11 protein-coding genes are annotated in these 12,844 nt (G+C 42.6%); all 11 read left to right on the plus strand.

The features are described from left to right. The first annotated feature begins 209 nt into the window (after window positions 1–209). The 11 genes from nox to ABID29_RS05415 all read left to right on the plus strand — a co-directional run bounded on the left by nox (window position 210) and on the right by ABID29_RS05415 (window position 12,711). Window positions 210–1,577: a H2O-forming NADH oxidase gene (gene nox / locus ABID29_RS05365; RefSeq protein ID WP_354364938.1), complete on the plus strand. Its 1,368-nt coding sequence runs from the start codon at window positions 210–212 to the stop codon at window positions 1,575–1,577. A 254-nt stretch (window positions 1,578–1,831) separates the two neighbouring features. Continuing rightward, window positions 1,832–3,103, plus strand: coding sequence for a DUF2130 domain-containing protein (locus ABID29_RS05370; protein ID WP_354364940.1), 1,272 nt, complete (start codon window positions 1,832–1,834; stop codon window positions 3,101–3,103). Between the two features lie 917 nt (window positions 3,104–4,020). Further along, window positions 4,021–4,320 (plus strand): lactococcin 972 family bacteriocin, encoded by a 300-nt coding sequence (locus ABID29_RS05375; protein WP_354364941.1) that lies wholly within the window; start codon window positions 4,021–4,023, stop codon window positions 4,318–4,320. Window positions 4,321–4,971: 651 nt separating this feature from the next. After that, the gene (locus ABID29_RS05380) at window positions 4,972–6,984 is read left to right on the plus strand and encodes a bacteriocin-associated integral membrane family protein (protein WP_354364942.1); all 2,013 of its coding nucleotides are present in this window, start codon (window positions 4,972–4,974) and stop codon (window positions 6,982–6,984) included. A gap of 2 nt (window positions 6,985–6,986) precedes the next feature. Further along, window positions 6,987–7,643 (plus strand): ABC transporter ATP-binding protein, encoded by a 657-nt coding sequence (locus ABID29_RS05385; protein ID WP_354364943.1) that lies wholly within the window; start codon window positions 6,987–6,989, stop codon window positions 7,641–7,643. A 425-nt stretch (window positions 7,644–8,068) separates the two neighbouring features. Beyond that, complete coding sequence (truB, locus tag ABID29_RS05390) at window positions 8,069–8,953, plus strand: tRNA pseudouridine(55) synthase TruB (protein ID WP_354364945.1); 885 nt, start codon at window positions 8,069–8,071, stop codon at window positions 8,951–8,953. Window positions 8,954–8,976: 23 nt separating this feature from the next. After that, complete coding sequence (locus tag ABID29_RS05395) at window positions 8,977–9,894, plus strand: bifunctional riboflavin kinase/FAD synthetase (RefSeq protein ID WP_354364946.1); 918 nt, start codon at window positions 8,977–8,979, stop codon at window positions 9,892–9,894. A gap of 73 nt (window positions 9,895–9,967) precedes the next feature. Then, window positions 9,968–10,369 (plus strand): Spx/MgsR family RNA polymerase-binding regulatory protein, encoded by a 402-nt coding sequence (locus ABID29_RS05400; RefSeq protein WP_354364947.1) that lies wholly within the window; start codon window positions 9,968–9,970, stop codon window positions 10,367–10,369. A gap of 2 nt (window positions 10,370–10,371) precedes the next feature. Continuing rightward, the gene (locus ABID29_RS05405) at window positions 10,372–10,650 is read left to right on the plus strand and encodes a UPF0223 family protein (RefSeq protein ID WP_354364949.1); all 279 of its coding nucleotides are present in this window, start codon (window positions 10,372–10,374) and stop codon (window positions 10,648–10,650) included. Then, window positions 10,640–11,404 (plus strand): inositol monophosphatase family protein, encoded by a 765-nt coding sequence (locus tag ABID29_RS05410; protein WP_354364951.1) that lies wholly within the window; start codon window positions 10,640–10,642, stop codon window positions 11,402–11,404. Before ABID29_RS05405 ends, ABID29_RS05410 begins: the two co-directional genes overlap by 11 nt. Further along, window positions 11,401–12,711 (plus strand): RsmF rRNA methyltransferase first C-terminal domain-containing protein, encoded by a 1,311-nt coding sequence (locus tag ABID29_RS05415; protein WP_354364952.1) that lies wholly within the window; start codon window positions 11,401–11,403, stop codon window positions 12,709–12,711. Before ABID29_RS05410 ends, ABID29_RS05415 begins: the two co-directional genes overlap by 4 nt. The last annotated feature ends 133 nt before the right edge of the window (window positions 12,712–12,844 follow it).

The raw sequence follows: 12,844 nt of genomic DNA on the forward strand, positions 1-12,844 counted from the left end.
GAGAGATGGATCAATCATTACCCCAAACGACTACTAAACTACAAGACGCCTAGAGAAGTTTTAACAACTGGCTAACTTGGACTTGAAATTTGGCTATTTGATAGAATAAGAGCCTATTTCAAGAAAAACAAGCAAAAAGATTGTAAGCGATAACCCTTTGTAGTATAATAGATGATGTAACATTATATTTTATGAAAGAGGAACTTTTAATGAGTAAAATCGTTGTTGTTGGTGCAAACCACGCTGGTACAGCCTGTATCAAAACTATGTTGACAAACTACGGCAATGCAAACGAAATCGTCGTGTTTGACCAAAACTCTAACATTTCTTTCCTTGGGTGTGGGATGGCGCTTTGGATCGGTGAGCAAATTGCCGGTAGCGAAGGTCTCTTCTACTCTAATAAAGAAGAATTGGAAAGCCTTGGCGCAACAGTTTACATGGAGTCACCAGTACAACACATCGACTACGATGCTAAGACTGTTACAGCTCTTGTCAACGGCCAAGAGCATGTGGAATCGTTTGACAAATTGATCTTTGCGACTGGTTCACAACCAATCTTGCCACCAATCAAGGGTGCTGAAATCAAAGAAGGTTCATTGGAATTTGAAGCGACACTTGAAAACCTTCAATTCGTGAAATTGTACCAGAACTCAGCTGACGTTATCGAACGCTTGAAGAACAAGGACATCAACCGTGTAGCAGTCGTAGGTGCTGGTTACATCGGTGTTGAGCTTGCGGAAGCTTTCCAACGTAAGGGCAAAGAAGTTGTTCTGATCGACGTTGTTGATACTTGCTTGGCTGGTTACTATGACCGCGACCTCAGCGATTTGATGGCTAAAAACCTTGAGGACAATGGTATCCAATTGGCCTTCGGTGAGACTGTTAAAGAAGTGGCTGGTGATGGCAAAGTTGAAAAAATCATCACTGACAAGAACGAATACGATGTGGACATGGTTATCCTTGCAGTTGGTTTCCGTCCAAACACTGCCTTTGCTGGCGAGCAAATCGAGCGCTTCCGCAACGGTGCCTTCCTTGTTAACAAACAACAAGAAACATCTATTCCAGGCGTTTACGCCATCGGTGACTGTGCGACAATCTATGACAACGCTTTGAAAGACACAAGCTACATCGCGCTTGCTTCAAACGCTGTTCGTACAGGTATTGTGGCTGCTCACAACGCATGTGGCACTGAACTTGAAGGTATCGGTGTACAAGGTTCTAACGGTATCTCTATCTATGGTCTTAACCTTGTATCAACTGGTTTGACTTTGGAAAAAGCGACTCGTCTTGGCTTCAATGCTGCAGTGACTGAGTACACTGATAACCAAAAACCAGAATTCATGGAACATGGTAACTTCCCAGTAACCATCAAGATTGTTTACGATAAGGATTCTCGTCGTATCCTTGGTGCGCAAATGGCTGCGCGTGAAGACATCTCTATGGGGATCCACATGTTCTCACTCGCTATCCAAGAAGGCGTGACCATCGAGAAATTAGCCTTGACAGATATCTTCTTCTTGCCACATTTCAACAAGCCATACAACTACATCACGATGGCTGCCTTGAGTGCAGAGTAAATCAAGTTGGAAAAAACCTGATGCGTCAGGTTTTTTCCTTTACCTTAAAAATTTTTGGTATAATGAAGAGAAGTGTTTGCTACCTTGTAGGAACTATTCTTGGGTAAGAGACTGCGTATGACGTTTGAGGCACAGAGAAGCAACCAGCGTCCATGCCATGACTCTATTGTTCCAGGAAACCTTGCAATAGTTAAAAAGGTTAGTATTTGAGAGTGATAAACGCTCCATAAATTTATGTTACGAGGAAGAGAAGGATGCACCATATCAAATGCCCCCATTGTGGCACAGCTTTTCAGATTAATGAAACAGAATACAGCGAACTGCTCAGTCAAGTCCGTACAGCGGCGTTTGAGGAGGAAATCCATGACCGTTTGGCAAGAGAGCTGGATTTGGCCCACGAGAAAGCCAAGAATGAACAGCAGCGCCTTTTGGAAGAAAAAAACACTGCCATTCAGGCTCTAACTAGCCAAATCGAGCAATTTGACACGCAAAAAGAGCTGATCAAAAAATCAACTGAGCAGGAGATGGCTGATCAGCTGACTAAGAAGGATCAGGAGATTCTATCTCTTCAAGCTCAACTGGACCGTTTGAAACTAGAACATGAAAACCAGCTCCAGATCAGCCTCAGCCAGATTGAAAAAGAGCGAGACCAGGCCAAAAACCAGCTCCTTCTTCAGGAAAAAGAAAGCCAACTAGCCCTGACAGCTGTCCAAAACGATTATCAAGTCCAGTTAAAAGCGGCCAATGAGCAGGTGGAGTTCTATAAAAACTTTAAGGCCCAGCAGTCAACCAAGGCTATCGGCGAGAGCTTAGAAGCCTATGCGGAAACCGAGTTCAACAAGGTCCGGGCTTATGCCTTTCCGCGTGCCTCCTTTGGCAAGGACAATGAGGTATCCGGATCTGGCTCCAAGGGAGACTTTATCTTCCGTGAGACGGATGAGAATGGCGTGGAGTTCATTTCCATCATGTTTGAGATGAAAAACGAGGCCGATACGACCAAGACCAAGCACAAAAACGCAGACTTTTTCAAGGAATTGGACAAGGACAGACGGGAGAAAAAGTGTGAATATGCCGTCCTTGTGAGCATGCTAGAAGCTGACAACGACTACTACAACACGGGTATCGTGGATGTCAGCCACGCCTATGAGAAGATGTACGTGGTTCGTCCCCAGTTCTTTATCCAGCTGATTGGGCTTTTGCGAAATGCTGCGCTTAATAGCTTGGCCTACAAGCAAGAGCTGGCCTTGATCCGAGAACAACATATCGATATCACGCATTTTGAAGAAGACTTGGAGACATTCAAGACCGCCTTTGCCAAGAACTACAATTCGGCCAGCACCAATTTTGGCAAGGCCATTGATGAGATTGATAAGGCCATCAGGCGGATGGAGGAGGTCAAGCGTTTCCTAACCACTTCTGAAAATCAGCTCCGCCTAGCCAACAACAAGCTAGAAGATGTCTCCGTCAAAAAGCTCACCCGCAATAACCCCACCATGCGGGAGAAGTTTGAGGAGTTGGCAACGTAGGAGCAGTATGATGGGAGTCTGCTGATAACTAGAAATCAAGGAAGTTAATGAGTTGGAGAAGTTTGTCTGTTTTCATTAGTGAAACTATATTGCCTTGCCATAATGGACAGAATCATTGGCAAAATAGATTATGCCAAAAGCATGAGGAAAACGTCGGTTTCAGCCACCTTGTTTTCGTAGACAGTTGTATTTTTAGGATGATATTTTGGTATCTGTCATAAGGAAAGTCAGTGATCATTATACTAAATAAAATTCAAAAATAGATAATTTAGTGCATTACTGACTGATTCTCAAATAAAACAGTATTGGTTGATTTCCAAACGTCGCAATTAGATAAAAACTGCTTCAGTAATTCACGGGACTGTTAGAGAAGCGTGCTACAGAACTAGAAAACGTGGTGGCAGTAAGGCTAGACAAGCTAAGATCAAGTAAACGACCCCTTTACCCCTTCTATTTTTGATTTTGAATGAGTATTAAAATGTAAGAACCTGTGAAGATGTTTAAAAAATGGATGGACTAGAAAAAGGCTACATCCATTTTCTTTCACGAATAGTCACGCCAAACACATGAAGCAAAGATGGTTTTAGAAAACAAATTTTCGGGGAATTAGTGTGCTTTTTAGATAAAATTTGTGGTATCATTTCTGTGAGATGAACAGAATGGTACCGATTAGCCGAAATATTTTCAAGAATTTTTTTGAAAAAATGCAGGTGGCTAGAAAATAGTTGCATGCATTTTCTTCATGCGTATGGCGTGATAAATAGTCAAAAAACATTGACAACGCTTTCTTTTTTTTTTTTTTTATATAATAATCTTGGAATAGAAAAAAGAGTATCCCGTTGATGAAAGGAGGTTAACATTAAGAAAAACGGGAAATGTTTGATAGGAATCATTAGTTATAGAAAGGAACTCAGTCAATGTCTACTAAATCTAATATTCTCAAACTGTTTTTGGGTGTTTCATTTGTTCTAGGAGTTGGAAGTCCAGTTTTGGCCGCGCAGAACGGTGGTTACTGGTCTTATGGAGGCCATCACGATCCCAACAATTGGGGAGCTTTTTCTAGCTATCGTCACGATTATCTGTGGCATTGGGCAAGCGTTACCAGAGCTAGTGATAGTAGAGGGGATTATAAAGCAGCCGATAGGCATTATACCGCATATGCCTTCATCAATACAAGCTTTGGCGAGCATGCTTGGTTTGATTGTGGGACAAACTAGCTTGGTTTTTAGAGGGAGTGGGAAAGAACGCCAACAAGCGAAAAAGAGTTCGTCTTCACTGTCTTATATCAAGGCTCAAACCTGAAACTGTCCACTGGACAGTTTCACTCCCACCCTCGCACAGTTAATTAGGTCAGTTTTGGAGCCTAAAAAACCAACAAAATTGCCAATCAATCACTGCGTCAAGCTGTTTTTTCTACCATTGTTTCAGTAGGACTGACTTTTTACTCAGTCTATTAGAGTGAACCATAAAACTAAAAAGAGTATAACAGTCACGGAAAAGGCTGTTTGAGATTGCAAAATGTAGGGTAATAAGTCTATTCACCTAAACTGATTTCAAAAAATAGGTGTGGCGAAAAGGAGAGTAGATTGCCTAGAGTGAGGCGGTCTAGGCCCTAAACTATTGCACTTTGCTTAACCAATTTAAGACCCTGTATTCACAATAGAAGTACGGACTAGAATGGACTAATTTTAGCTTACTCAATATCAGATTTCTGGAAATACGGTCATTATTCCTGCAAAAAATTGTTCACATTTGGACAAAAACTAGTCTAATCAGCTTAGTATCCCTATTGTGAATACAGATTCTAAAATCGAGTGGAGCGGTTAGGACTTTTTATTCCAGACTGGCTGTACAGATGGAGAGGTAAAATGAAACGATTCTTTCTTTTATTTTCAAATCTACTGTTAACTGTTTTTGTAGTTTGGTTGATTAGTGGACGTGTTACTCAGTTACGGTATGGAAGCTATCCTAGCTTATTTATCCATCAAATAGTGACAGAATCTCCAGCAAATTTAGAAACTCTTGATGCTGAATTAGAGAAGCTTGCTGTAAAAACAGATAGTACGATTGCGAAAGTTTTGGCTGTTCCGCAAGAGAGTGGTGAGGCCAATTTTTTCTATCAGGTTTATGGCCACGGAAAATTACCTAAGGAATTATCACCTGCAACGGAGCAAATGGTCCTTAGCTATCAAAAGCAAGCTACCTCTTATGCTATTATTGATGGTCCGTTGACGGTTCAGGCGCTGGTTGACTTCTTTTTAGGTTTGGGTTATCAAGCGATTCCCAAGCTACCTGAGTCACCTTGGTTATTCGCCTTGTTCGCTTTATCTCGAGGATCTCAGCTACTAGCGGTTTTGATTTGTATATTGACTTTTACGGCCTTGACCCTAATTTATCGGATTACAGAGCTGAAAGCAGTTGGAATTAACCTTTTATCAGGTCAGTCGTTACTCAGTATTAGTCTAGCGAGTATTCTAAAAGATATTATAGGGACAAGTATAGCTACCTTGGTCTCGCTGTTACTTGGTAGCGCTTGGTTATTTTATAGAGGATTAGGGGAATGGTTTTTTATATCCTTTTTATTAGCTAGTTTACTTATTTATCAATTCATTTTGATTTCAATTTCTGCTTTTCTGACACTCGTCTATGTTTTTGGCGTCAGAAAGAACCATATTCTTCCCATTATCAAAGGGAGGCTACCCTTGCTCGGTTTGTTGAGTCTAATGTTGGGAGGGCAATTCTTAGCCATTACTATTGTTGGAGTTAGCCTCAATCGCGTCTTGATTTATCAGAATGAAATGAGCTTACAAGAACAGTCTAAGTCAGATTGGACCAAGGAGCCAGACCTTGTCAATATGAGTTTTAATCTAGCAGTTGGAGAAAGGGATAGACAGGCTACCTATTTTGATAAGTGGTATCCGTTTATCAATAAGGCAGTTGAAGCCAATGTTGCTATGCTGGTTCAAAACAATTTGACACAGTATGTTTTTTCAGATCAGAATAACCAAGGTGTAAAAAAAACAGATTATCATCCGGATGGCAACACCCTCTATGTTACTGTGAACTATCTTGATAAGCAATCCATCGATGTAGATGCTAAGGTAAGACAGCAATTAGAAGAACTCTTGCCGGGTCAGTATGGCCTGCTGTTGCCTTATTCTTTGAAAGATAGAGCTAATGATTACGTAGAACTTTATAGCAAAGAGTTGAACGATAGATTCAAGACTGATGAATCAACAGCCCTTCAGCCAATAAATCCGATTGTCGGTTATCTTTCGGATGGGAGAGAATACTTTTTGTATAATCAGACGGCCATTACTTCCCAACAGTATTTAACTGATCCAATTATTGTGGTGATAACCCCTAAGTCAACAGGAAGTAGTTCATTAGCACGGCAATTTTGGGGAAATGCATTTACCAATCACCTATTTTTCAGTGACTATGCAACCGCTAAACGTTTGCTTGAAGAGGAACAGTTGTTACCTTACATCTCCTATATCGAAAATAGTCGCTTGCTCTATCAGAGACAACTTGAACACATCGCTTCGGAACGATTACTCAGTCTAGGAGGCAGTATTCTAGGCATAGCGACATCAGTTCTTCTATTTCAGTCAATGAATCTCCTTTATTTTGAGCAATTTCGCAGAGAGATTTTTATTAAACGTCTTTCAGGTCTAGGATTTCTTCAGCTACATAGAGACTATTTGACTGCCCAATTAGCGATATTCTTTTTGGCATTTGCTGTATTGGTTTGGTTAAAGATTCCTTTATTTTTAAATAGTTTGACATTTTTGATTTTCTGGTTAAATGCCCTCCTTACGCTAATTTATAGAGCGCATCGTGAAAAATTGAGCCCAGCAACCGTTTTGAAAGGAGCTTAGAGATGATTACACTTCAATCTATATCGAAATCATTCGGGCAACGGCAATTGTTTCAAAAACTCAATTTAACCTTTGAGGCAGGTAAGGTTTATGCTCTGGTTGGTAAGAGTGGTAGTGGTAAAACAACTTTGCTCAATATGATAGGTAAGCTAGAAAAAGAGGATTCAGGGAATATTTTTTATAACGATAAATCTCTGCAATCAATAAGTGATTTAACTTTTTTTCGTCGCCATTTGGGTTACCTTTTCCAAAACTTTGGCCTATTAGATAACCAGAGCATTCAAGACAATCTTGAGTTAGGGCTTATTGGTAAAAAAATGGGAAAGCAGGAAAAAACGAGAGCCCTTTATCAGGCATTAGAGCAAGTAAATCTAGGTTATTTAGAGTTGAATAGAAAGATTTTTGAGCTTTCAGGAGGCGAAGCGCAACGGGTCGCTCTTGCAAAAATTATTCTTAAAAACCCCCCGCTTATTTTAGCAGATGAGCCAACAGCAGCACTGGATCCTAAAAATTCAGAGGCTATTATGACTTTGTTGCTACAATTGAAATCTCCTGAGCGGTTGATTATTATCGCTACTCATAATCCAGCAATATGGGAGAAAGCAGATTGTGTCATTAGGATTGAGGAGATTGTGACTCTCGAGTCTTGTAAGTTGTAAGAGAGTTTAAAAATGATTCTGACTTTTCACATTTAAGGACATTAGTTCTTCTGGTGTGTGACATCGATAAAAACGAACAAAAAGGGATTTTGAGTAGCAAAAGACTAAATGTGTTGGTTTTTTAAATTTAGTTTAAACTTTTATCTCAAAAATGGTTTTTTGATTTTTGACACGCCAAACACATGAAGCAAAGATGGTTTCAGAAAACAAATTTTCGGGGAATTAGTGTACTTTTTAGATAAAATTTGTGGTATCATTTCTGTGAGATGAACAGAATGGTACCGATTAGCGGAATGTTTTCAAGAATTTTTTTTGAAAAATGCATGTAGCTAGAAAATGGTTGCATGCATTTTCTTCATGCGTACGGCGTGGGTTTTTGACTACTCCCCCTAGTTTTTCCCCTTCTTTTATGGTAAAATAAACCCATGTTATCAGGAATTATCAATGTCAAAAAAGAAGCTGGCATGACCAGTCATGATGTGGTTTTTCGCTTGCGGAAAATCCTGCGTGAAAAAAAGATTGGACACGGTGGAACGCTGGATCCCGATGTAACGGGTGTCCTGCCTGTTGCCGTCGGAAAAGCTACCCGGCTGATTGAGTATATGCAAGAAGAAGGGAAAATTTACGAGGGAGAGATTACCCTGGGCTTTTCCACCACCACAGAAGACGCCAGTGGGGAAATGGTTGAAAGGACCCCTGTTGAGGCCAGTTTAAGCGAGGAAGAAGTGGATAGAGCCATGGCGACCTTTGTCGGCCAGATTACCCAGATTCCACCTATGTATTCCGCTGTCAAGGTCAATGGTCGCAAGCTCTACGAATACGCCAGAGCAAGGGAAGAAGTGGAGCGTCCCGAGCGTCAGGTGGTCATTCATTCCTTTGAGCGGACCAGTCCCTTGGTCTTGGTGGATGGCTTGGCCCATTTTGGTTTTCGGGTGAAATGCAGTAAGGGGACCTATGTGCGGACGCTGTCGGTAGATTTGGGGCAAAGGCTGGGCTACGCTAGCCACATGTCACAATTGGTCCGTACATCAGCATCAGGTCTAGTGATTGACCAGTCCCTGACGCTGGCAGAAATCGCTCAGAAAGTGGACGAGGGAAGCTGGGATTTTCTATTACCGATCGCGTCTGGCTTAGGAGATTTGCCACGGGTCAGTTTGGATGAGGAACTGAGTCAGGAAATTCTTTACGGGAGATTTATCGCCTTGCCTGATATGGAAGACGAGGTGCTTGCTGCCTTTAAAGGGGAACAGTTGCTTGCTATACTTGAGAAGAGAGAGGAACTCTATAAGCCGAGAAAAGTCTTTCTTTAAGGAAATATGGTAGAATAAAAAGCATGAAGGTTTACAAGATTAGCGATTACCGAGATATCGCACAAGCAGAGGACACTGTCCTCGTTTTAGGGTATTTTGATGGCTTGCATCTAGGGCATCAAGGCTTGTTTCAGGAGGCGAAAAAATTAGCCAAAGACCTTGGTCTAAAGGTCGCTGTCCTGACTTTTCCAGAATCTCCCAAATTGGCTTTTAGCCGTTTTGAGCCAGAACTTTTGCTCCATCTCAATAGCCCAGAAGACCGCCTAAGGAAATTTGAGAAAGCAGGAGTGGATTTCCTCTATCTGATTGATTTTACAGGGGAGTTTGCCCAAAATTCCTCTGAAGAGTTCATAGGCCATTATGTCAAAAAAATACGGGCCCAAGCTCTGGTCGCTGGTTTTGACTATCGGTTTGGCAGTGATCAAAAAGATAGCCATTACCTAAAAGAGGTTTTGGATTGTCCCGTTCACATCGTGGCCGAGCAACAATGGAAGGGAGAGAAAATCTCATCCACTCGGATACGTCAGGCCGTCTTAGATGGTCAGGTGGCAGAGGCGCGTGAACTCTTGGGCTATACCTATAGCACCAGAGGACTTGTCGTTCATGGAGATGCTAGGGGGCGAACCATCGGTTATCCGACAGCCAATCTGGCGCCTTTGGATAGGGTTTTTCTGCCAGGAGACGGTGTTTATGTGGCTGATGTTGAAATCAAAGGAAGGCTATACAGGTCTATGGCTAGTGTTGGCAAAAATGTGACCTTTGATGGCCAGGAGTTGCGCATAGAAGCCCATATTCTCGATTTTGAAGGGAATTTGTACGGTCAGATGATTCGGATTCACTGGTTGGATAAGCTGCGCGACATGGTGAAATTCGATGGCATTGACAGTTTGACCCGACAATTGGCAGACGATGAAGAAAAAGTTCGGACATGGAAGGCATAAAAACACGAAAAAGTCTAGCAAAATGATTTAAAATATTGTATAATATTAGGGACTGAATGACGAGGACGAGTGTATGATTACCTTATTTTTATCCCCAAGCTGTACTTCTTGCCGTAAGGCAAGGGCTTGGTTGACCAAGCATAATGTACCTTTTAAAGAACACAATATTATGACGAGTCCCTTATCGGCAGACGAGCTCAAGCATATCCTGTCCCTGACGGAAAATGGTACGGATGATCTCATATCAACTCGGTCTAAGATTTTCCAGAAGTTGAACATCGACGTGGATGACTTGTCTATTTCTGAGCTGATTAAGCTGATTGAAGATTATCCTAGCCTCTTGCGTCGTCCTATTTTGCTGGACAGCAAGCGCATGCAGATCGGGTTTAATGAGGATGAGATTCGTACCTTTTTGTCGCGGGATTATCGCAAGCAAGAATTGAAAAATGCAACTTTGAAAGCGGAGATTGGTTAGTGATGGATAAGCAGTATTCCTATCCTTTAAATTTTTTGTGGAGCACTGATGAGATGACCTCAGTGCTTTCTTTTTTAAATCAGGTTGAAGCAGCCTATGAAGGTGGGGTAGAGGCTTTAAAGGTTCTCGAAACCTATCGCCAGTTTAAAACGGTAGTCCCAAGTAAGGGAGAAGAGCGTCAGATTGACCGTGATTTTGAAGCGGTAAGTGGCTACTCGACCTATCGGGTGGTACAAGCAGCAAGGGAACAGGGAAGGGGGAAAATTCGTCTTGGAAGCTAAATTTGATTTTGCTAAATCCCTCGTCTGTTCAGCGGGTGAATATTTAAAGGCAGGCATGGACCAGCCCCTAGCCATCACCGAAAAGACTGATTTCACAGACCTGGTCACGGACATGGATAGGAAGGTCCAGGATTTTTTGATCTCGGAGATTTTAAGTCAGTATCCGGCAGACCATTTCCTGGCAGAAGAAGAGGACTACAAACAGCCCATTGATAAGGGTGCGGTTTGGGTGATTGATCCCATAGATGGGACCAATAATTTTGTGGCCCAAAAGTGTGATTTTGCGATTTCCCTAGCTTATTTTGAGGATGGCGTAGGGCAGTTCGGTCTGATTTACGATGTTATGGCAGAGCAGTTGTTTTACGGCGGGGGGCAGTTTGATGTTTTTTGCAATGATCAACCCTTACCTGCCTATCAAGCCAAACGATTGAGCAAATCCCTTTTGGCCATCAATCCAGGCATGTACCGTCACAATATTCAAGGCCTGGCTGGCCTCGCTGATCAGGTTTTGGGCATTCGCACCTACGGCTCAGCGGCGATCAGTATGGCCAAGGTCTTATCGGGCCAGCTCTTGGGCTATATTTCCCATATTAGCCCTTGGGATTATGCGGCTGCCAAAGTCATGGGAGAGCGCCTTGGCTATGTGACAATCGGCCTCGTAGAAGAATTGAATTTTCAGGACCGTCAGTATGTCATGATGGTTCCTGCCTGTCAGCTTGATGTGATAACAGAAATTTTGGAGCATTCACAGTGACCTTACCACAATCCTTTATTGATAAATACACACAATTGCTTGGAGATGAAGCCCAAGCTTTTTTAGAGAGCTTTGATAAGCCAGCCGTTTCAGGCTTTCGAGTCAATCCTTTGAAGGCTCAAACGAAGGAATTTGACCTAAAAATTGCTCAGACGCCCTGGTCTTACTATGGCAAGGTTTCAGGGAAATCCATTGAACATGTGACAGGACTGGTGTATTCTCAGGAGCCTGCGGCTCAGATGGTTGGGCAAATTGCTGCGCCTCAAAAAGGCATGCGGGTCTTGGACTTGGCAGCAGCACCAGGTGGTAAATCAACGCACTTGCTCAGTTATCTGGATAACACAGGGCTTCTCGTCTCCAATGAAATCAATAAGAAGCGGAGTAAGATTTTGGTGGAGAACATTGAGCGCTTTGGGGCGCGTAATGTTGTGGTGACCAATGAATCTCCGGAACGCTTGGCCAAGGTTTTCCCAGCCTATTTTGATTTGATCGTCCTAGATGCGCCTTGCTCGGGAGAAGGGATGTTTCGAAAGGATCCAGAGGCTGTCCAATATTGGTCAGAAGCCTATCCATCCCAATGTGCTAGTCTGCAAAAAGAGATTTTGAACGCCGCCTTGACCATGTTAGCCCCTGGAGGGAGCCTGGTCTATTCCACCTGTACTTGGTCCCCAGAAGAAAACGAAGAGGTGGTGGAATGGCTCTTAGAGCAAGAAGAGCAACTGAGTCTGGTTCCCATTGAGCTCTTAAATGGCATGGTAGCTGGTATCAAGCAACCGCAAACGGCTCGGATGTATCCCCATCGCTTTAAAGGAGAGGGCCAGTTTGTGGCCAAGTTTCAGGATAAAAGGCCAAGTCAGGCATCGGTTAAGTTAAAACCAGGCAAATCCAATCTCACCAGGGACCAGCTTGCTTACTGGCAAGCCTTTGCCAAAGACCATTTGACCGTTTCTCTTAAAGGCTTAATGCAGGTTTTCGGAGAGGAACTTTATCTTTTGCCAGAGGGCTTACCTGATTTGTCCAAGCTTAAGATTGCCCGTAATGGTCTGCATTTGGGGACCTTTAAAACCAAGCGCTTTGAACCAAGCTTTGCCTTGGGACTTGCTTTGAGGCCGGATGAGGTTTCAAGGACCATTGCTTTGACGCCAGATGACTTTGGCCGCTATGTGACAGGAGAGGCCCTTTCCTTGCCCTTAGACCTTCCTAATGGTTGGTATCAAGTCGTTGTGGAGGGCAATGGCCTGGGCTTTGCCAAGTGGGTCAACGGAACACTCAAAAACTACTTTCCAAAAGGCCTCAGGATGAAATAAACTACTTTCAAAATAAGGTTATCTATGTTATAGTGGAAAGAGAGAATTTTGGTGAAATCCCTTGATTCAATTTAGTTAGACAAAGAATGATAGCTAAAGCGATTTAGGGAGACAGTCTGCCATAAAAGTTACT

This window comes from Streptococcus rupicaprae, from assembly GCF_040545225.1.
Taxonomy (GTDB): domain Bacteria; phylum Bacillota; class Bacilli; order Lactobacillales; family Streptococcaceae; genus Streptococcus; species Streptococcus rupicaprae.

Bases quoted from the DNA above. Each gene is read 5' to 3' on its own strand.
- ABID29_RS05395 (WP_354364946.1), top strand. From the start codon at position 8,977: ATGAAGGTTTACAAGATTAGCGATTACCGAGATATCGCACAAGCAGAG.
- ABID29_RS05385 (WP_354364943.1), top strand. From the start codon at position 6,987: ATGATTACACTTCAATCTATATCGAAATCATTCGGGCAACGGCAATTG.
- nox (WP_354364938.1), top strand. From the start codon at position 210: ATGAGTAAAATCGTTGTTGTTGGTGCAAACCACGCTGGTACAGCCTGT.
- truB (WP_354364945.1), top strand. From the start codon at position 8,069: ATGTTATCAGGAATTATCAATGTCAAAAAAGAAGCTGGCATGACCAGT.
- ABID29_RS05375 (WP_354364941.1), top strand. From the start codon at position 4,021: ATGTCTACTAAATCTAATATTCTCAAACTGTTTTTGGGTGTTTCATTT.
- ABID29_RS05400 (WP_354364947.1), top strand. From the start codon at position 9,968: ATGATTACCTTATTTTTATCCCCAAGCTGTACTTCTTGCCGTAAGGCA.
- ABID29_RS05380 (WP_354364942.1), top strand. From the start codon at position 4,972: ATGAAACGATTCTTTCTTTTATTTTCAAATCTACTGTTAACTGTTTTT.
- ABID29_RS05405 (WP_354364949.1), top strand. From the start codon at position 10,372: ATGGATAAGCAGTATTCCTATCCTTTAAATTTTTTGTGGAGCACTGAT.
- ABID29_RS05370 (WP_354364940.1), top strand. From the start codon at position 1,832: ATGCACCATATCAAATGCCCCCATTGTGGCACAGCTTTTCAGATTAAT.